Origin of the sequence: Streptomyces sp. WZ.A104, assembly GCF_002382885.1 — a bacterium.
GTDB lineage: Bacteria > Actinomycetota > Actinomycetes > Streptomycetales > Streptomycetaceae > Streptomyces.
This window is the reverse complement of the sequence record NZ_NWVL01000027.1, coordinates 76,880-96,953: the sequence shown is the minus strand read 5'-3', so window position 1 is coordinate 96,953 and position 20,074 is coordinate 76,880. Positions and strand designations below refer to the sequence as shown.

12 protein-coding genes are annotated in these 20,074 nt (G+C 70.7%); 3 read left to right on the top strand and 9 right to left on the bottom strand.

The window, feature by feature from the left end; translation table 11 throughout:
* Positions 1-154 precede the first annotated feature (154 nt).
* Positions 155-898 (top strand): TetR/AcrR family transcriptional regulator, encoded by a 744-nt coding sequence (locus CIB93_RS16770; RefSeq protein ID WP_096627640.1) that lies wholly within the window; start codon positions 155-157, stop codon positions 896-898.
* Here the strand turns inward: CIB93_RS16770 and CIB93_RS16765 are convergent.
* From CIB93_RS16765 to CIB93_RS16725, 9 genes are all read right to left on the bottom strand, one after another.
* The gene (locus CIB93_RS16765) at positions 895-1,599 is read right to left on the bottom strand and encodes a DUF2470 domain-containing protein (protein ID WP_096627639.1); all 705 of its coding nucleotides are present in this window, start codon (positions 1,597-1,599) and stop codon (positions 895-897) included. The genes CIB93_RS16770 and CIB93_RS16765 overlap by 4 nt on opposite strands.
* Positions 1,600-1,715: 116 nt before the next feature.
* Positions 1,716-3,839 (bottom strand): NB-ARC domain-containing protein, encoded by a 2,124-nt coding sequence (locus CIB93_RS16760; RefSeq protein WP_096627638.1) that lies wholly within the window; start codon positions 3,837-3,839, stop codon positions 1,716-1,718.
* A gap of 180 nt (positions 3,840-4,019) precedes the next feature.
* Positions 4,020-9,347: a pullulanase-type alpha-1,6-glucosidase gene (pulA, locus tag CIB93_RS16755; protein WP_096627637.1), complete on the bottom strand. Its 5,328-nt coding sequence runs from the start codon at positions 9,345-9,347 to the stop codon at positions 4,020-4,022.
* A gap of 94 nt (positions 9,348-9,441) precedes the next feature.
* Positions 9,442-11,169 (bottom strand): carbohydrate-binding module family 20 domain-containing protein, encoded by a 1,728-nt coding sequence (locus tag CIB93_RS16750; protein WP_096627636.1) that lies wholly within the window; start codon positions 11,167-11,169, stop codon positions 9,442-9,444.
* A 361-nt stretch (positions 11,170-11,530) separates the two neighbouring features.
* Complete coding sequence (locus CIB93_RS16745) at positions 11,531-12,589, bottom strand: LacI family DNA-binding transcriptional regulator (protein ID WP_096627635.1); 1,059 nt, start codon at positions 12,587-12,589, stop codon at positions 11,531-11,533.
* On the bottom strand, positions 12,574-14,301 hold the full coding sequence (locus tag CIB93_RS16740) for a glycoside hydrolase family 13 protein (protein ID WP_096627634.1): 1,728 nt from the start codon (positions 14,299-14,301) through the stop codon (positions 12,574-12,576). The genes CIB93_RS16745 and CIB93_RS16740 overlap by 16 nt, the downstream gene beginning before the upstream one ends.
* A gap of 112 nt (positions 14,302-14,413) precedes the next feature.
* Positions 14,414-15,292, bottom strand: coding sequence for a sugar ABC transporter permease (locus CIB93_RS16735; RefSeq protein WP_096627633.1), 879 nt, complete (start codon positions 15,290-15,292; stop codon positions 14,414-14,416).
* The gene (locus CIB93_RS16730) at positions 15,289-16,308 is read right to left on the bottom strand and encodes a carbohydrate ABC transporter permease (RefSeq protein WP_096627632.1); all 1,020 of its coding nucleotides are present in this window, start codon (positions 16,306-16,308) and stop codon (positions 15,289-15,291) included. Before CIB93_RS16730 ends, CIB93_RS16735 begins: the two co-directional genes overlap by 4 nt.
* Before the next feature lie 19 nt (positions 16,309-16,327).
* A complete protein-coding gene (locus CIB93_RS16725; RefSeq protein ID WP_096627631.1) occupies positions 16,328-17,596 on the bottom strand; it encodes an extracellular solute-binding protein in 1,269 nt (422 codons plus the stop codon).
* A 345-nt stretch (positions 17,597-17,941) separates the two neighbouring features.
* Here CIB93_RS16725 and CIB93_RS16720 point away from each other — a divergent pair, with 345 nt between their 5' ends.
* Together CIB93_RS16720 and CIB93_RS16715 are read left to right on the top strand one after the other, a co-directional pair.
* Entirely contained in the window at positions 17,942-18,985 is a 1,044-nt protein-coding gene (locus tag CIB93_RS16720) for a LacI family DNA-binding transcriptional regulator (RefSeq protein ID WP_096627630.1), read from the top strand.
* A 76-nt stretch (positions 18,986-19,061) separates the two neighbouring features.
* Entirely contained in the window at positions 19,062-20,057 is a 996-nt protein-coding gene (locus CIB93_RS16715) for a phosphatase PAP2 family protein (protein WP_257002226.1), read from the top strand.
* Positions 20,058-20,074: the final 17 nt, after the last annotated feature.

Here is a 20,074-nt window from a genome sequence, read left to right as displayed (position 1 = left end):
CGGAGCTCCTGTGGTGAGGATGTCTTGGAGTGACATCCCTCTTCTACAGCAGCTCCGCTGCCTCGTTCACCAGCCTTGACGAACGACCTCAACGCCTAACTGAACGGCGTTGCCTCTAGGGCCTGTGCTGCCGCGCCCCGGATAGGCTGTTCGCATGACGACCGGGGTGCGGCGCAGGATGGGCGTCGACGAGCGAAGGCAGCAATTGATCGGCGTCGCGCTGGACTTGTTCAGCCGCCGCTCGCCCGAGGACGTGTCGATCGACGAGATCGCCGCCGCCGCGGGGATCTCACGGCCGCTGGTCTACCACTACTTCCCCGGGAAGCAGAGCCTTTACGAAGCGGCGCTGCGGCGCGCCGCCGACGAGCTGGCGGCCCGCTTCCTTGAGCCCCTCGAAGGACCCCTCGGCGCACGGCTGTCGCGGGTGATGGGGCGGTTCTTCGACTTCGTCGACGAGCACGGCCCCGGGTTCTCGGCGCTGATGCGCGGCGGGCCCGCGGTCGGCTCCTCGACGGCGAACGCCATGATCGACGGGGTGCGGCAGGCCGCGTACGAGCAGATCATCACGCATCTCGGGGTGGCCGAACCGCCCGCACGGCTGGAGCTGGTGGTCCGCTCCTGGGTCTCGCTGGCCGAGTCCACGGCGCTGATCTGGCTGGACGGGCGGCGCATCCCGCGCGCCGAGCTGGAGATGCAGCTGGTGCACGACTTCGCCGCGCTGGCCGCCGTCAGCGCCGCGTACGACCAGGAGATGGCGGGCATCGTGCTGCGGGTGCTGGCCCAGGAGCCGGTGGACGGTCCGTTCGGGGATCTGCTGGCCCGGCTCTCCGCCCTCGCCCCGGATGTGCCCGCGGTCCCGGCGCAGCGCCTGCCGCCCCCCGACGACACCACCCGCTAGGCGGGCAGCCCGTTGCGGTGGGAGACGCGGCGGGCGGCGGCCAGCAGGGCGTGGATCTGCGGGCCCGCCTGGTCGATCTCGGCGACCGGGCGGGGGAACGGCAGCCGGACGTCCTGGTGGGTGCTCGGGTATTCGAGGCGCAGGGTCACTCCGTAACGGTCCATCGCCAGCGGCACGGCCCGGGTCATGCCGCGCTCCGGGCGGGGGCGGACGAGGCGCAGCAGGAGCGGGACGAGCTCGGCGTGGTCGTCCACCAGATGGGTGAGCATCCCCGCCTCGCAGGCGGCGATCGGGTCGGTCTCCGCCTCCTCCAGCTCCTCCAGGGTGACGAAGGTGCGCCCCTCGGCGTCCTCCAGTACCGCCTGGCCGAACTCCATGCAGGTGGACTGCCCGGTGTCGTTGCCGTACGGGGCGGACAGCAGCCCGGTGACCGTGACGCGGGCGCGCAGCCGGTCGCGTACGGACGCGGGGGCGATGTCCGTGAACTCCAGGCGGGCCGGGACCCGTTCGGCGGACGGCGCGTGACCGCCGTCGTTCGGGGCGTGCAGGTGGATGTGGCCCATCGCCCCCGTGCCGTCGAGGCGGCGGACTTCGGTGTGCAGGCCGTCGCTGACCACCGTCATGGAGTGGGCGACGGTCAGGATCGACCGGACGCGCTCGGCGCGGGTCGGCTGCGTGGCGCGCGGGCTGAAGGGACGCATCCGATTTCTCCAGGGGCAGTCAACGAGACCCAAGTGGATACTTAGGTATGCCTAACCTTACCCGCAAGGGCGAGGGGGCGGGTAGTCCGGGGACACCGGACACCCCCACAGCCGGGTCAGAGCTGGAGCTCGGTGCCCAGGGCGGCCGCGAGTCCGACTTCCGCGTTGTCCGACTGACCGCGTTCGAAGGCGCGTTGGTAGGCCTCGTCGCCGACGGCCGCCCGCGCCTGGCGTTCGCACCTCTCGCGGACCGGCCCAAGCTCGGGCGTGCCGCGCTGGGGGTGGCCGACCATCCGCCAGTACGCCTGTCCCGTGCCGTAGACCCGGGCGGCCTGCGCCCCAGCCCCCTGGGCGGCGATCGCGGCGGCCAGGATGTCCAGGCCCAGCGCGATGCCGAAGCTGTCGCGGAGCCGGTGCTTGCCCGCGAGCATCGCCCGGGCGTGCGCGGCGGAGGCCTCGGGGTCGCCCCGGAGCAGGGCGATCAGGGCCAGCTGGTAGTCGGCGTAGGAGCGGGTCCAGAACTCGCCACCGCGTTCGCAGGACCTGCGCAGCGCGGTGGCGGCCGCCTCGGACTCGGCCAGCCGCCCCAGGGCGGTGAGCGCGAAGACGGTGATCAGGTGGCAGCGCAGCCGGTGGGCGGAGTCCGCGGGGACGCTCCCCGTCATCCGCAGGACACGTTCGGCCGCCTCCAGGGCCGCCTCGGGCTGCCCGGTCATCAGCTGGGTGAGACCGGAGAGGTAGGTGGCGCCGAGCATGCCCTCCTCGTCCCGGTCGTACAGGGCGATCGCCGTGCAGAGCGCACCGTACTTCTCGGCGGTCGCGAAGTCGCCCTGGAGCAGCGCCGCGACGCCGAGCACCCAGTGCAGCCGGGTCCGGTGGGGGCCGTCGACGGGGCCCGCGTCCAGGGCGCGCTGGGTGTAGTCGCGCGCCTCGGACAGATGGCCGCAGCAGGCCCAGAAGAAGCCGACCCGGCCCGCCATCTCCTGGGCCCCGGCGACGTCGTGGGCGAGCAGGTGCTCCAGAGCGGCGCACAGGTCGAGGTGGGTGTCGGACACCTTGTGGTACCAGGACACCTGGTCCGGGCCGCTCCAGCCCTCGTGGGCACGGCGGGCGAGGCCGAGGAAGCTGGCGGCGTGCCGTTCGGCCGCCGCGTGCTCCTCGCCCAGTTCGACGAGCCACATCCGGCCGTACTCGCGCAGGGTGTCGAGCATCCGGTAGCGGCGGCCGTCGCGCTGGACGACGGACTGGGCGACCAGGCCCTGGAGCGCCCGGTCCACGTCCTCGGGCGTGAGCGGGCCGCCCGCGCAGACCTCGCGGGCGACCTCCTCGTCGAAGTCGGTCCGCAGGGGGGTGAGGCGGGCCCAGAGGAGGCGTTCGAGCGGGGAGCACAGCTCGTGGGACCAGCCGATGGCGGTACGCAGGGTGCGGTGCCGGCGGGGCCAGACCGACTCGTCGGCGAGGAGGTCGAGCCGGGAGGCTCCGAGGCCGGGGACGGCCCCGGTGCCGCCGGACTCTCCGGGGCCGCCCCGGCCGGGTCCCGGTACGCCGAAGCGGGAGCCGATGCGGTCGGCGAGCTGGGCCACGGTGTGGCGGCCGATGCCCGCCGCGGCCAGTTCGATGGCGAGCGGGATGCCTTCGAGGCGGCGGCAGATCTCGGCGGCGGCCGCCTCGTCCCCGGGGCCGTCGAGACCCGCGCGGGGGTCGGCGGCGCGCAGCCGGTCGGCGAAGAGCTGGAGCGCGTCCGGGGCGCCGTCGACCGGGAGCGGCGGCACCTCGACGACGTACTCCCCCCGGGTGCCCAGCGGTTGCCTGCTGGTGACCAGGACCGTCAGCGCGGGCGAGGTGGTGAGGACCTCGGCCAGCAGGTGGGAGCAGGGGCCCCGGAGGTGTTCGGCGGAGTCGAGGACCAGCAGGAGCCGCTTGTCGCTGAGCCATTCGCAGAGCGCCTCGACGGGCATCCGCAGGGTGTGGTCGGCGAGCCCGACGGCGTCCGAGACGGTGGGGAGCAGCAGCCCGTCGCCGTAGAGCGGGGAGAGGTCGGCCCACCAGGCGCCGTCCGGGTAGCCGTCGGCGACGGCGCGGGCGGCCCGCAGCGCGAGCCGGGTCTTGCCGACGCCGCCGGGGCCGATCAGGGTGGTCATCCGCCGGGTGGTCAACGCGGTGTGCAGCCGGGCCAGTTCGGACCGCCTCCCGACGAAGCTGCTCATCTCCTCGGGAAGGTATCCCACCTTGGTCATCATCACCGTCCGCACGCTGGGGCAGGGGGCGTCGGTGGGCCGACCGCCCCGGTCGGGGCTCCTGCCGCGCGAACCGGCACGGTCCCGCCTCCCCCGACGGGAGAGCGGGACCGGCCGGGCGGACCGGGACGGCTGTCGCGGCTCCTTCGCCGACGTCTGCCGTCACCGTAGTGCCGTCGGAGGTCAGCGCAGAGTGAAGACGGCCACCGTGCGTCCCGGGACGGTGAAAGTGGCTGATTTCCCGTCGTACCTGGCTCGTTTGACAGTAAGGTCCGCACCCTTCGCCTGGACGGGGTGCAGCGCGTACGTCTTCCCGGCCGGTGCGGCGAGCCGCTGGGTGGCGGTCTCCGGGGTGGCGTTGAGGACGACGGCCAGACTGCCCAGGCGCATGGTGATCACACCGGGGGTCTCGGCGGGACCGGAGAGCGGGAAGGACAGGGCCGACTGCACCTGGCCGGTGGTGCTCAGGGAGAACTCCTTCTCGGTACTGCGGATGGTGAGCAGGTCGCGGTAGGCGGCGGACGCCCCCTCGATCTGGGCGCAGCCGGGTGCGATCGTCCCGGCCGAGGCCAGCAGCGGCTTCGCGTACGGCCACTTGTCCTGGTTGTCGGCGGCGGGCGGCAGGCCCCGGCCGAAGCCGTTGCCGTCGCGGCAGTCCCAGCGCAGGGCGTTGAACCAGTCGCCGCTGTCGTAGGAGTTGCGGTCCAGGGACTTGGAGCGCAGCAGGTCGGTGCCCGCCTGGGAGAGCGAGGGACCCTGCGAGAGGACGGAGGCGCCCATCGCCACCACCTGGGCCCTGGCCAGCTCGGCGGCCGTGGTCCCCGCCGGGAGCTTGAAGGCGAGGGTGTCGAAGAGCGTCTCGTTGTCGTGGGCGTCGGAGTAGGCGAGTGCGTCGCCTGGGGCGGCCGCGTATCCGGCGGGGACCCCGTTGTAGTCGACGTCGGAGCCCTTGACCGTACGCCCGGAGGTGTCGGTGAAGGTGTAGTCGGCGAGGTTGCCGCTGAGACCGACCTTGATCAGGTCCTGGTAGTGCAGCAGCCGGGCCTTCTGCTCGGCGCGGGTGCCGTTGGCCGGGGAGGAGTTGGGATCGGTGTAGAGGCCGGAGGCGAAGCCCTGGACGCCGGGGTCCTCGTCGAAGGGGCCGCCGCCGCGCACGGCGTCGCGGGCCCGGTCGGAGAAGGTCGCGACGCCGGTCCCGGCCATGTTCTTCTGGGTGGCCTGGACGAAGCGGGCGTCGTCCGCGATCTCCCCGAAGTTCCAGCCCTCCCCGTACAGGATGATCTTCTTGCCGTCGACGCCGTCCTTCGCGGGCGTGAGCCCGTCCAGCGCCTTGCGGACGGCGAGGATGTTGTCCTTCGGGTGGTGGCCCATCAGGTCGAAGCGGAAGCCGTCGACCTTGTACTCCCTGGCCCAGGTGACGACCGAGTCCACGACGAGCTTGCCCATCATGGTGTTCTCGGGCGCGGTGTTGGCGCAGCAGGTGGAGGTGGCGACGGTGCCGTCCTCCAGGAGCCGCTGGTAGTAGCCGGGCACGATGCGGTCGAGCACCGACTTTTCGTCCTGCCCGGAGGCGACAGTGTGGTTGTAGACGACGTCCATGACCGTGCGCAGCCCGGCCCGGTTGAGGCCCTGGACCATCCGCCGGAACTCGACCGTGCGCCGGGTGCCGTCGGGGTCGGAGGCGTACGAGCCCTCGGGGACGGTGTAGTGCAAGGGGTCGTAGCCCCAGTTGAAGCCGTCCTTGGCGGCGGCCTTGCTCACGCAGGCCTGCTGCTCCTCGGAGTCGGGGGCGTAGACGGAGAGGTCGCAGGCGGGCTTGGCCTGGTCGGCCTTCTTCTCCGGGATCGTCCCGATGTCGAAGACCGGCAGCAGGTGGACGTAGTTCGTACCGGAGTCGGCCAGCTTCTTCAGGTGCCGCATGCCCTTGGAGCGGGTGTCGGTGAAGGCCAGGTACTCCCCCGGGTGCCTCGCCGTGCGGTCCGTGATCGAGAAGTCACGGACGTGCAGCTCCTGGATCCGGGCGTCCCGCAGCGGGGTGGCGGCGGGCTTCTCCAGGCCGGACCAGCCGCGCGGCGCGAGCTTCGGGTCGGTGAGGTCGACGACGAGGCTGCGGGCGGAGTCGGCGGTCAGGGCGGTGGAGTAGGGGTCGGTGACCTTGTTGGTGACCAGCTTCTGGACGGAGGGCGCCCAGACGGTGACGGCGTACCGGTAGGGCTTGCCCCGCCAGCTCTTCTTCCCGGTGACCGACCAGACGCCGGTGCGCCCGTCGCGCTTCATCGGGTGCGTGCGGCCGCCGAGTTCGAGCGAGACGGTCCGGGCGGTCGGGGCCCACACCGAGAGGGTGGGCCGGGACTTGCGGAAGACCGGGCCGAGTTCGGCGGAGGCCGCGTGCTTGCCGTACAGGTCGTCCAGGACGCCCGCCGTCTGGACGCCGGTGGCGGCGAGCAGAGCGCCGTTGGCGGCGCGCTGGGTGGCGATGAGCTGGCCGCGCAGGGACTCCCGGACGCGGTCCCGGTCACGGGCGTCGACGGTGAAGGCCGGATAGTCCTTCAGGTGGGGGAACTTCGCCTTCTGCCCATCACTCAGCGCGGCCTGGGTGAGCCGGAGCCACCGGCCCTCGTCGGACAGCGCCCCGTCGACGACGGAGATGCCGCCCTTCTTGGCGTACACGAGCTGCTGGCTAGTGGCATCGGTGGCCTTCACCTTCCAGACGACGGTGTCCGCGTCGATCCACTGCGCCTGGGCCTTCGACAGGTCGGGGGCCGGGCCGCCACCGATCTGCGGGAGGAGGTAGCCGGGCTTGCCGCCCAGCAGCCAGACCTCGTGACCATAGGTGGTGAGGTCGAGGGACTGGTCGCTGGGGAGGTCCTTCTCGTCGCCCTTGTGGAGGATGTAGCTGAGCGAGGTGGCCCCGTCGGCGAGCGGCACCTCGAAGGTGACGCCGTAGGCGTCCTTCCTCGCCGGCATCAGCGGCTTCGACCAGTCCGTGGGCTCCTTGGCCCCGGCCCAGACATGGAGCCCCCAGCCGTCGTAATTCCCGTCCGTGCGATGGTAGTTGAGGACCGCCTTGGCGGTGTCCTGCGGCGGGGCCTCGGGGGCCTCGACCGCCTGCTCGTCCTTGCCCTGCTCGACCCAGACCTGCCCGGTCACGGCCAGGTCGACGGTCCGCTCCGGGCCGTCGGCCACGCCGTTCTTCACGACGGTGTACGGGACCGAGTCCGCGCCCTCCTCCAGGTCGAGCCAGGCGAACGCGCCGAACGCGTCGCGCCCGATGAACTCGGCGGTCTTCCCACCGGACTTCAGCTGCCAGCCCTCGTAGTCGCCGTCGGCGCGCCGGTAGTGGACGACGGCCCGGTCCCGCTCGACGGCGACGGGCTTCCCGGGCGGCGGGGCCTGACCGGCGGTGGTCGAGGCGAGGGCGCTGGAGGTTCGACCGGCGCGGTCGACGACAACGGCCTTGTAGCGCAAGGGCGTTCCCGCCTTCACCGAGTCGTCGAGGTACTGGGTGACCTTGTACGGGGCGTGGTCGGCGCTGCCGAGGGTCTGCCACTTGCCGTTGCCCACCTGGGCGGCGAAGACGACCCGGTTGAGCTGTCCGCCGTCCACGTCGGCGGCGATCTCCACCGTGCCGGTGGCTCCGGCGCCCGGGGCCCTCAGAGCGATCGCGGGCTTGGCGGCCGGGGCGCCCACACGCCTGTCCGCCCGGAGCACGACACTGGAGAGGGCGGGCACGGTGACGGTGACCGCCTTGTCCGCGCCGCTACGGACGGTGCCTGAACCACCGTACAGCGTACGGAAGTTCATGCCGGACGACTCGGTGGCGAGCCGCACCTCCTTCGGGCTGGTGCCGTTGTTGGAGGCGACGAGATACTCGTAAGGGCGCTTGGTATCGATGCGCGAGACGGCGTACACCGAGCCCTCCGCCCCTTCGGCGGTCCGCTCGATCTGGGTGCCGTCGCGCAGCGCCGGGTGCTTCTTGGTGAGCTTGGAGAGCGCGGCGATGGAGCGGTAGACGGGGTGCTTCGTGTCGTACGCGTCGGAAGCGTGCGTGCGGTCGGTGCCGAGCTGGTCGTCGTCGAGGTAGTCGGCGGTCTTCGAGGCGAAGAGGGTCTGGCGGGCGTCCTTGTCGCCGCCCGCTCCGGTGAAGCCCTGCTCGTCGCCGTAGTAGATCACCGGGTTGCCGCGCCCGAAGAACATCAGCTCGTTGGCGAGCCGGGCCCGCTTCAGCAACTCGGCTTCGTCGGCATTCGGGTTGTCCTGCTTGAGGAAGGTCCCGATGCGGCCCATGTCGTGGTTGCCGAGGAAGGTGACCTGCTCGTAGGCGTTGGCCTTGTCCGTGGTGTAGCGGTAGTCGTTCGCGTACACCGAGGCGAGCCGGTCGGCGGGGGCGCCCTGGGAGGCGAACTGCCGGGCGGCGTCCTGGAACGGGAAGTCGAGGGTGGAGTCCAGGCGGCCGCGGGTCACATAGGGCGAGGTGATCTCGGTGTCGGCGGAGTAGACCTCTCCGAACATGAAGAAGTCGTCCCGGCCCCGCTCGGCCGCGTAGGCGTCGAGCGCGGTGGCCCACTGGGTCCAGAAGTCCAGGTCGACGTGTTTGACGGTGTCGATGCGGAAGCCGTCGATGTCGAAGTCGCGGACCCACTTCTCGTAGATCTTCCGCATGCCCTTCACGACCTCGGGACGCTCGGTCCACAGGTCGTCGAGGCCGGAGAAGTCGCCGTACTCGTTGGACTCGCCGGCCCAGGTCGAGTCGCCCCGGTTGTGGTACATGGTGGGGTCGTTGAGCCAGGACGGGACCTTCCTGCCGGTGCCCGGGGTCTGGACCGGGGTGTACGGGAAGGAGTCCTGGTCGACCTTCCTGACGCCGTCGCGGTCGTCGAAGGGGCGGCCGTCCTCGCTGAGGTAGGGGAAGGCGCCCTTCGGCTTGTAGCCGTAGGCCTTCTCCGCGTAGTCGACGGTGTCGGCGGTGTGGTTGGTGATGACGTCGAAGAAGACCTTCATCCCCTTGGCGTGGGCCTTGTCGATCAGCCGCTCCAGGTCCGCGTTGGTGCCGAAGTGCGGGTCGACCTGGGTGAAGTCGGTGATCCAGTAGCCGTGGTAGCCCGCCGAGGCGTCCTTGCCGGTGCCCTGGACCGGGCGGTTCTTGAAGATCGGCGCCAGCCAGATGGCGGTGGTGCCGAGGCCCTTGATGTAGTCGAGCTTCGACGTCAGGCCCTTGAGGTCGCCGCCCTGGTAGAAGCCCTTGTCGGTGGGGTCGAAGCCGTGCTCCAGGCGTGAGCCCTTCAGCCCGCCCCGGTCGTTGGCGGTGGTGCCGTTGGCGAACCGGTCGGGCAGCACGAAGTAGAACTGCTCACGGGTGAGGTCGTGCCGGGCCGCCTCACGGGCGAGCCCGGCATCCGAGGGAGGGGACGGCGGACGGGGCGATGCGGCGGCCGAGGCCGCCGGGACGACGGGCAGCAGCGCCACGCACAGGGCGGCCACCGCCCCTCGTCTGAGGGAGGTTCGGGACACGGGAGGGTGCTCCTCGGCTGGTGTCAGGAGGGCTTGCGGAGGGTGGACCGCGGGCCGGTGACGTCGGTCACCGGCCCGCGCGTTCGTCAGGAGGTCAGCCGCGCCAGACGTCGGCGGTCAGCGTGACCTTCCCGGAGGCCGGGACGGTGGCGGTGCGGTTGGCGCCGCTCTCCCAGGTGACGTTGCCGTCGCCGTCCTTGCGGACGTACTTGTACGCGAACGAGGTCCCGGCGGGCAGGTTCACGTCCAGCTTCCAGACGGGGTACGCGGCCGGGTCGAGCTTCGGCGCGAGGGCCGGGTTCCAGTTGCCCAGGGCCGCCTGGTCGCCGGTGACGTGGATGTTCTGGCCGAGCTGGGTGGTGGCGCTGACGCCGAAGGAGGCGCCGGACGGGCCGTCGCCGGGGTTCGGGTCAGAGCCCCCTCCCCCGCAGGTCCGGGCGTTCACGTGCAGGGCTACGGCGGTTCCGGCCGGGACGGTGGCGGTGAACCGGCCGGAACCGTCGACGCTCACCCCGTTGCCGGACTGCACATCGCAGTAGTCCCCGGCGGGCAGTGAGGTCTGGAAGGTCCGGGTGAGCGCCGAGCCCTCGTGGTTGATGGCGACGTACGCCTTGTCGCCCCGGCCGAAGGCGATCCGGTCGCCGCCGTCGTCCCACCAGTCGGTGACGGCCCGGCCGCGTGCGGCGTTGCGGAGGCCGACCGTGGAGGAGATCTCGCGCCAGTCGTGCTGGCACTTCCAGCCGTCGCTGTAGCAGGCGTTCACCTGGCCGCCGTTCGGCGGTCCGGCGGCGTGGTCGCTGAACTCGTAGCCGGAGTGGACGTCCGGGGAGCCGTAGGGCCAGGCCAGCATGAAGACGTTGGCGAGGGTGTAGGCGGAGCCGTTCTTGTAGTTGAGGGTGTCGCCGACGCGCTCGGTGTCGTGGTTGTCGACGAAGACGGCGGACTTGCCGGACTCCATGAAGCCCCAGCCCTCGCCGAAGTTCTTCAGGTGGGCCAGGTTCTCGTGGAGGAAGACCTGCTTGAGGCTCCGCCCGTACCGGAACTCCTGGACGTCACCGGTGCCGAGGTACTCGGACGGCGATACGGCCTCGCCCGCTCCGAAGATCGCCTCCTGCTTCCAGTAGACGTTCGGATCGCTCAGCCGGGACTTGATGTTCGCGAGGTCGGCGGCGGGCATGTGCTTGGCCGCGTCGATCCGGAAGCCGTCGACGCCGAGGGAGAGCAGGTCGTTGAGGTAACCGGCGATCCTCCCGCGTACGTAGTCCTCGCCGGTGTCCAGGTCGGCGAGGCCGACCAGTTCGCAGTTCTGGACGTTGGCGCGGTCGTTGTAGTCGGTGATCTCCGCCCGGCAGTCGTCGAGGTCGCTGCCGGAGTAGAGGCCCGGGTAGTCGTACTTCGTGTACGCGGAGCCTCCGGTGCCGGTGCCGTCGCCCGCCGCCATGTGGTTGATGACGGCGTCCGCGACGACCTTCACGCCCGCCGAGTGACACGTGTTCACCATGGCACCGAAAGCGGCCCGGTCGCCGAGGCGACCGGCGATCCTGTAGCTCACGGGCTGGTAGGAGGTCCACCACTGGCCGCCCTGGATGTGCTCCTGGGGCGGCGAGACCTGGACGTAGCCGTAGCCCGCCGGACCGAGGGTGTCCGTGCAGGCCTTGGCTATGGAGGCGAACTTCCACTCGAACATCACGGCCGTGACGTCCCTGTCGCCCGGAGCGGCGGCCTGTGCGGCGGGTGCGGTGCCGAATCCGGTGGGGATGACGAGGGCGGCAGTGGCGCCGGCCACGAGGGCGAGGGCGGCGGACAGGGGTCTGCGTGCCATGTCTTTTCCTCCTGCGGGTGGGGGAAACGCGGGGGACGGTGCAGCCTCAGCCGGCAACGCGCCATGCCCTCAAGGCTCCTGAAGGTTCTTGCTGCAAGAATGCAAACCTTGCCGCGGACCAGACCGTACGAGGCCGCCAGGCACCGGTCAACCCTTTGGACATCTCCCGCTCACACCGGCGAAACAAGCCAGTTTTCTTCGCGATTTCTTGCTGCAAGGCCTTTCGCAAGATATTGCGGGCCTGTTACGTTGCATGCGACTCCGGTCACGACAAGGAGAGGCGCCCGGAGTCGCTGAAACTCCCCGCCGGCCCTCCCTGGGCCGACTCCTGGCGCCTCTCCTGTACGTGCCGGTGTTCCGGTCAGCCGCCGCGTACCGCCGCCGTCGAGCCGCGTACCACCAGCTCCGGCTGGAAGACGTACTCGGTGCGCTGCACCGGGCTCCCGCCGATCTCCTCCAGCAGCGCGCCCACCGCGGCCGATGCCATCGCCTGCACGGGCTGGCGGACCGTGGTCAGCGGCGGGTCGGTGAAGGCGATGAACGGCGAGTCGTCGAAGCCGACGACCGAGACGTCGCGCGGCACCTCAAGGCCTCTCCCCCGGGCGGCGCGGACCACGCCGAGGGCCATCAGGTCGCTGCCGCAGACGATGCCGGTGCAGCCCGCGTCCAGCAGGGCGCCCGCCGCCACCTGGCCGCCCTCGACGCTGAACAGCGTGGAACAGACGAGCAGTTCGGCCTCGGAGCGGTCCATGCCGAGCACGGAGACGGCCGCCTCCACGAACCCGTCGCGCTTGCGGCGCGAGGGGACGTAGCGCTGCGGGCCTATGGCCAGGCCGATCCGGCGGTGGCCGAGATTGGCGAGGTGCCCGAGGGCCATCCGCACGGCAGCGTTGTCATCGGGCGAGACGAACGGGGCGCTGATGCGCTCGTTGTAGCCGTTGATCAGGACGAACGGTACGCCGCGCTCACTGAGCGCGGCGTACCGCCCCGGGTCGGCGGAGGTGTCCGCGTGCAGCCCGGACAGGAAGACGATGCCGCCGACGCCCCGCTCCACGAGCTGCTCGACGAGCTCGTCCTCGGTGGCCCCGCCGGGCACCTGGGTGCAGAGCACGGGGGTGTAGCCGTGCCCGGCCAGCACCTGTTCGACGGACTGGGCGAACGCCGGGAAGATCGGGTTGGTGAGTTCGGGCGTCACCAGGCCGATCAGCCCGGCGCTGCGCTGCCGCAGCCGTACGGGCCGTTCGTAGCCCAGGATGTCGAGCGCCGCGAGCACCCGCTGACGCGTGGAGTCCGCGACGCCCTGCTTCCCGTTCAGGACCCGGCTGACCGTGGCCTCGCTGACCGCCGCCTGTCCGGCGATGTCGGAGAGGCGGGGTCCGGCGGTGGCCCTGGCCGCGGGCAGTGTCACACCGTCCACCACACCGTGGTGTCGGCGGGCAGCTCGGCCTCGGCGCCGTCCACGGTGACCGGGGAGCTGGCGAGCAGCACCCGGCCACGGGCGGCGATACGGACGGGCGTGCCGGTGGTGTTGACGGTGCAGACGAAGCCGGGGCGGGCGAAGACGAGGACGCCTTCGGGGGCCTGGAGCCATTCGACGTCGGTGCCCGCGCCGAGGCCCGGGTGCTCCCGGCGGGCGGCGATGGCGGCCCGGTACAGCTCCAGGGTGGAGCCCTCGACGCCGGTCTGCGCCTCGACGGACAGCTCACCCCAGCCCGCGGGCTGCGGGAGCCAGCTGCCGCCGTCGCCGAAGCCGTACGAAGTGCCCTCGCGGGTCCACGGGATCGGGACGCGGCAGCCGTCACGGAAGCCGTCCTGGCCTTCGGCACGGAAGAACGAGGGGTCCTGGCGGGCGTCGTCGGGCAGGTCGGTGACGTCGGGCAGGCCGAGCTCCTCGCCCTGGTAGACGTAGGCGGAGCCGGGCAGGGCGAGCATCAGCAGGCTGGCGGCGCGGGCCCGGCGCAGACCGAGTTCCCGGTCGCCGGGGGTACGGATCTGGGTGCCCAGGCCCGCCGGGTTGGCGAAGCGGGTGGCGTGCCGGGTGACGTCGTGGTTGGAGAGCACCCAGGTGGTGGGCGCACCGACTGGGCGCATCGCGTCGAGCGAGACGTCGATGACCTTGCGGAGTTCCTCGGCGTCCCAGGCGGTCGCCAGGTACTGGAAGTTGAAGGCCTGGTGCATCTCGTCGGGGCGCACGTAGTTGGCGGTGCGCTCGACGGTGGGGGTCCACGCCTCGGCGACGGCGATCCGCCCGCCCGTCGCCCGGCGCCGCCCCTCCGAGGAAGGCCCTGCGGGCCCCATCGTGTCCGGGTACTCGTCCAGGATGGTGCGCCAGCTGCGGTAGATCTCGTGGACGCCGTCCTGGTCGAAGAAGGGCATGACCTCGTTGCCGAGCAGCTTGAGCTGGTCGTGGGCCCCGAGGTCGGGCAGGCCCTCGGCCTTGACGAGGCCGTGGGCGACGTCGACCCGGAAGCCGTCGACGCCCATGTCGAGCCAGAAGCGCAGGATGGAGCGGAACTCGTCGGCGACGGCCGGGTGCTCCCAGTTGAAGTCGGGCTGTTCGGGGGCGAAGAGGTGGAGGTACCAGTCGCCGGGGGTGCCGTCCGGGTTGGCCGTGCGGGTCCAGGCGGGGCCGCCGAAGATGGACTCCCAGTCGTTGGGCGGGAGTTCGCCGTTCACGCCCTTGCCCGGGCGGAAGTGGTAGCGCTCGCGCAGGGCGGAGCCGGGGCCCTCGGCCAGGGCGCGCTTGAACCACTCGTGCTGGTCGGAGGAGTGGTTGGGGACCAGGTCGACGATGATGCGCAGGCCCAGGCCGTGGGCCTCGCGGATCAGCGCGTCGGCGTCCAGCAGGTTGCCGAACATCGGGTCGATGGCCCGGTAGTCGGAGACGTCGTAGCCCGCGTCAGCCTGCGGGGAGGCGTAGAAGGGGGAGAGCCAGGCCGCGTCGACGCCCAGGTCCTTCAGGTGGGGCAGGCGGGCGGTGACGCCGGCGAGGTCGCCCATGCCGTCGCCGTTGCCGTCGGCGAAGCTCCGTGGATAGACCTGGTAGATCACCGCGTCCTGCCACCAGCCGGTGCGGTGGCCCGGGGCGTCGTCGGACGTGCCGGTGGAGGGGGCAGCGAGGTGCTGGGTCATGTCGTCCCTGGGGTGTCGGGGTGGGGGGCGGCGCAGGGTGACCGGGTCGGGGTTCCCACGCCGCCGTGACGGGTGCGGTGGTGCGTGCGGGTACTGGCGTCCAGGAGGTTCCTCAGCCCTTGACGGCTCCGGCGGACACGCCGGTGACCAGGTGCTTCTGCGCGAACAGGAAGACCAGGGCGGCCGGGACGGCGATGAGGACGGAGGCCGCGGTCATCGGGCCCCACTGGGCTCCGTACTGGTTGACGAACTTCTGGAGTCCGCCGGCCAGCGTGAGGTTCTCGTCGCCGACCAGGAACGCGGAGGCGTAGGCCACCTCGCCCCAGGCGGTGATGAAGCAGTAGAACGCGGTGACCGCGAGGCCCGGCTTGGCCAGCGGCAGGACGAGCCGCCAGAAGGTGCCGAACGGGGTGAGGCCGTCGACCTCGCCCGACTCGTCGATCTCGCGCGGGATGGTGTCGAAGAAGCCCTTCATCATCCAGGAGCAGAACGGCACCGCGATGGTGAGGTAGGTGATGACGAGCCCGGCGGGCTGGTTGAGCAGTCCGAGCTTCGACATGATCGTGTAGATCGGCACGATGAGGACGGCGACCGGGAACATCTGGGTGATCAGCAGCGTCCACATCAGCCCGCGCTTGCCGGGGAAGCGGAAGCGGCTGACCGCGTAGCCGGTGGTGGCGGAGACGAAGACGCCGATCGCGGTGGAGAGCCCGGCGACGATCACGGAGTTGGCGAACCAGTTGAGGAACTCGGTGTCGCGGATCAGGTTCGTGTAGTTGACGAACGTCGTCTCGCGGAAGAAGTCCGTGGTGGTCGCGTACTTGGCGGGCTTGAGCGAGGTCAGCAGGACCCACAGCACCGGGAAGACCGCGATCACCGAGGCGACGATCAGGGTGAGGTGCAGCCCGACCGAGGCGAGGGCCGAACGCTCGCCGCGGAGCCGGACCTTGGGCACGGCGTGGCGCGCGGAGGTGTCGGTAGCGGTGCTCACCAGTTGTCTCCCTGGGTGCGCAGGACTCGCCGGTAGATCACGGCGAAGATCATCAGCAGGACGAGGATCAGCACGCCCCACGTGGAGGACTGGGCGTAGTCGCGCGGGCTGATCTCGAAGGAGAACTTGTACGCCTGGGTCACCAGGATCTGGGTCGCCTCACCGGGTCCGCCGCGGGTCAGCAGGAAGATCACCGGGAACATGTTGAAGGTCCAGATGGTGGAGAGCAGGATCACCGTGGTGGAGACCGGGCGCAGTCCGGGCAGTGTGATGTGGCGGAAGCGCTGCCAGGCGGTCGCGCCGTCCATCTCGGCCGCCTCGTACTGCTCGGAGGGGATGGACTGGAGGCCGCCGAGGAGGGCGACCATCATGAACGGGATGCCGAGCCACACGTTGACGGCGATCACGGAGAACTTCGCCCAGGTGGGGTCGTTCAGCCACGGGATGCCGTCGATCCCGGCCCCGCCGAGGATCTGGTTGAGCATCCCGCGGTCCTCGTTGTAGAGGAAGCGCCAGGCGAACACCGAGACGAAGCCGGGGATGGCCCAGGGCAGGATGAGCGCCATGCGGTAGGCGGAGCGCCCGACGATGCGGCGGTTGAGGATGTTGGCGAGGCCCATGCCGAGCACGAACGTGATGCTCACGCAGGAGACCGTCCACACCAGTGTCCAGCCGAGCGTACCGAGGAACTGCGAGCCGGACAGCGCGTCGACGTAGTTGTCCAAGCCGACGAACTCGTAGGTGGCGGGCACTTCGTTGACGCCGATGGAGCGGGCGACATTGCGCTCGGTGGCATCGGTCATCGACAGGTAGATGCCGCGGACCAGCGGGTAGCCGATGATCACGCCGATCACGATGACGACCGGGGCGACCATGGCCCAGGCGTACCAGTGGACCGACAGGGCCCGCCGGAAACGGCCGGGCTTCGGTGGTGGGGTGCCAGTACCGCGGCTCCGGCCGCGGGCGGTGTTCCCGCCCGCGGCCTTCACCACCGACCGGCTGGTGTGGACAGCCATCAGTCGGCCAACCTTCCTGTTACTTCCAGTCCTTCAGGAGCTTGCGGTACGCGTCGCCGGTGGCCTTGGCGGCCTTCTCCGGCGTCGTCTGGCCGGTGAGGACCTTGGTGTACTCGACGCGGAGCGGCTCGAAGAGGCTGCCGCCCTCGGGAATCCAGGGGCGCTCGACGGCGGTCTCGACGATCGGCTTGAAGAAGCCGACGATCTCGCTGTTGACGGCCTGCTTCTTGGCGTACGCGGAGTGGCGCGTCGGCAGCAGGTTCAGCTCACCGGCGGCGGTGGCCTGGGCTTCCACGGACGTCATGTACTCGACGAAGGCATAGGAGGCGTCGAGGTTCTTGGAGGCCGAGTAGACGGCGAGGTTGTGGCCGCCCTGCGGGGCGCCCTGGGCGGCGGAGCCGGCCGGGACCGGGGCGATGCCCAGGTTGTCCTTGTCCGTGAACTCCTCGCCGGTCAGGGTGTCGGCGACGGCCCAGGGGCCGTTGATCATCATCGCGACGTCGCCGTTCTTGAACGACTGCATCATGTTCTCCCAGCCGTCCGAGGCGTCCGTCTTCGCGGTGCCGTCGTCGACCAGTTCCTTGACCGCCTTGAAGGCCTTGACACCCTCGGGCTTGTCCACGGTGACGGTCCTGGACCCGGCGTCGACCAGGTCGCCGCCCTCGCCGTAGAGGAAGGAGAGGAAGAAGTACGGGTCGTCGCCGCGCAGGTAGAGGCCGGTCTTGCCGGTCTTCTCCTTGATCTTCTTGGCGGCGCTCTTCAGCTCGTCCAGGTTGGCCGGGGCCTCGACGCCCGCCTTCTCCAGCAGCTTCTTGTTGTAGAAGATGCCCATGGAGTCGATGACCTGCGGGACGGCGTAGGTCTTGCCCTCGTACTTGGTGGACGCGACGGCCTGGTCCAGGAAGTCGTCCTGGTTCTTCAGGGCGGGGGTGCCGTCCAGCGGGGCCAGGTAGCTGAGGCTGGCGAAGTCCGGCGTCCAGGCGACCTCGGAGCGGATCACGTCGGGGGCGTCGCCCGTCTCGGCGGCGTTCTTGAAATTGTTCTGCGCTTCACCGAAGGGCACGTTGACGTACTTGACGTCGACCTTCGGGTGCTTCTTCTCGAAGCCTTCGGCCAGCTTCTTGAAGACCTTGTCCTCGCTGCCGGGGCTGGAGGTGTCCCACCAGGTCACCGTGCCGGAGAGCTCGCCCGAGCTCTTGCCGCCGCCGGACTCGCCGTCGCCGCCGCAGGCGGTCGCCGCGAGCGCCAGGGCCGCGACCAGGGCGGTGGCCGTTATGCCACGTCGCATCTGAACTCCTTCAACTGCCGTACCGCTCCGTCGCGGCGCCGGGTCGACGTGAACGTAACAAGGATGAAAGACCACCGAAAGACCTTGCGGAAGATTTCTGCAAGCGCTGGTGATCGTTACATTCGCGTGTCCGCAAGGTTGCCGTCAAGCCCCTTGACGAGGGTCCGCCGACCCTGGCAGGGGCAGGCCAGGCACGACGTATCCGCAGTGCGACGATCCGACCGCAGGGCGCAGCCCAGGACCGCAAGGCCTTGCAAGATGTTGCCGGGGAGGCCCCCTGGGGCCTGCCGGCGGCACATCGCGCACGGTGGGCAATCGGACACGGGCCCGGTACAGTCCCATCCCATGACCGCACGGCTTGCCGATATCGCAACTCAGGCGGGGGTCAGCGAAGCGACGGTCAGCCGAGTCCTGAACGGCAAGCCCGGAGTCGCCGCGACCACCCGCGAATCCGTCCTCGCGGCACTCGACGTCCTCGGCTACGAACGCCCCGTACGGCTGCGCAGGCGCAGCGCGGGACTGGTCGGCCTGATCACCCCGGAGCTGGAGAACCCGATCTTCCCGGCGCTGGCGCAGGTGATCGGCCAGGCGCTGACCCGGCAGGGCTACACCCCGGTGCTGGCCACCCAGACCCCCGGCGGTTCCACCGAGGACGAGCTCACCGAAATGCTGGTGGACCGGGGCGTTTCCGGCATCATCTTCGTCTCCGGGCTGCACGCCGACACCTCGGCGGACATGCAGCGCTACGAGCAACTGCGCGGCCAGGGCGTCCCCTTCGTCCTGGTCAACGGTTTCTCCGCCAAGGTGCAGGCACCGTTCATCTCACCCGACGACCGGGCGGCGATGCGGCTGGCGGTGACGCACCTGGTGGCGCTGGGCCACACCCGTATCGGACTCGCGGTGGGACCCAAGCGCTTCGTGCCGGTGCTCCGCAAGATCGAGGGCTTTCACTCCACGATGCGGGAGCAGCTGGGCCTCGCCCCCGACGACGTGGAGGAGTTGATCCAGCACTCTCTGTACACACTGGAGGGCGGTCAGGCCGCCGCGTCCGCTCTGATGGAGCGCGGCTGCACGGCCGTCGTGTGCGCGAGCGACATGATGGCGCTCGGGGCGATCCGGGCGGCCCGCCGGCTGTCCAGGGAGGTCCCCCGGGACCTCTCCGTGGTCGGCTACGACGACTCACCCCTCATAGCGTTCACGGACCCGCCGCTGACCACGATCCGGCAGCCGGTGACGGCGATGGGCCAGGCCGCCGTGCGCACGCTCCTGGAGGAGATCGGCGGGACCCCCGCCCCGCACAGCGAATTCGTCTTCATGCCTGAGCTGGTGGTTCGCGGTTCGACGGCGTCGGGCCCCGGACTTCCCTCAGGGGCCCACGCTCATCCTTGAGGCGCAGGACGTGCGTCCCGGACCCGACCGGAGGATGATCGAGCGCAGGGGGACGTATCTGGCAGACTCTGTGCCTATGGGTGAAACACACGTGACAGCACACGAAGGCAGGTCGGCGACCAGCCCGTCACCCATCGTGGACGAGGCGGCCCCCGAGGCCCGGCGCGGGAACCGCGCCCTGACGCGCCTCCGCTCGCTGCGCTCGCCGCGCCGTCCGCGGCTCTGGTTCGAGATCCTGCTCATCGCGGTGAGTTACTGGCTGTACTCCCTCGTGCGCAACGCCGTCCCGGAGCAGAAGGCCGCCGCCCTCGCCAACGCCGACTGGATCTGGTCGGCGGAGCAGTCCATCGGCCTCGCCTTCGAGGAAACGGTCAATCACGCGGTCAATTCCGTGACATGGCTGATCGTGTCGATGAACTACTACTACGCGACCCTGCACTTCATCGTGACCATCGGTGTGCTCGTGTGGCTGTACCGCAGCCACCCCGGCCGGTACGCCGCGACCCGCCTGGTCCTCTTCTCGACGACGGCGGTCGCCCTCCTCGGCTACTACCTCTACCCGCTCGCCCCGCCCCGCCTGATGAACGGGGCGAACTTCATCGACACGGTCCTGGTCCACGAGACCTGGGGCTCGATGGCCTCGGGCGACTTCAAGAACATGTCCAACCAGTACGCGGCGATGCCCTCGATGCACATCGGCTGGTCGCTCTGGTGCGGGCTGACGATCTTCGCCCTGGCCAAGGCACCCTGGGCGCGCATCCTGGGCCTGCTCTACCCGATGGCCACCCTCGTCGTGATCGTGGCCACCGCCAACCACTTCTGGCTGGACGCGGTGGGCGGCATGGCCTGTCTGGCCTTCGGTTACGCGCTGTCCCGCGCCTGGTACGGATCGCTGCCTCACCGGCTGCCGAAGTGGGTGCCGACGGGGAAGAGCCGACTGACCGGGGTGCGCGCGGCCCGGCTGCCACGACCGGGCCCGGCGGCGGACGCGCTGGCCCGCGAGGACGCCCCGGCCACAGCGGACACCCCTGTCCGCGAGGGCGCCCCGGCGACGGCGGTCCGCCACCCGTAGCGCGTACGGCGCTTGAG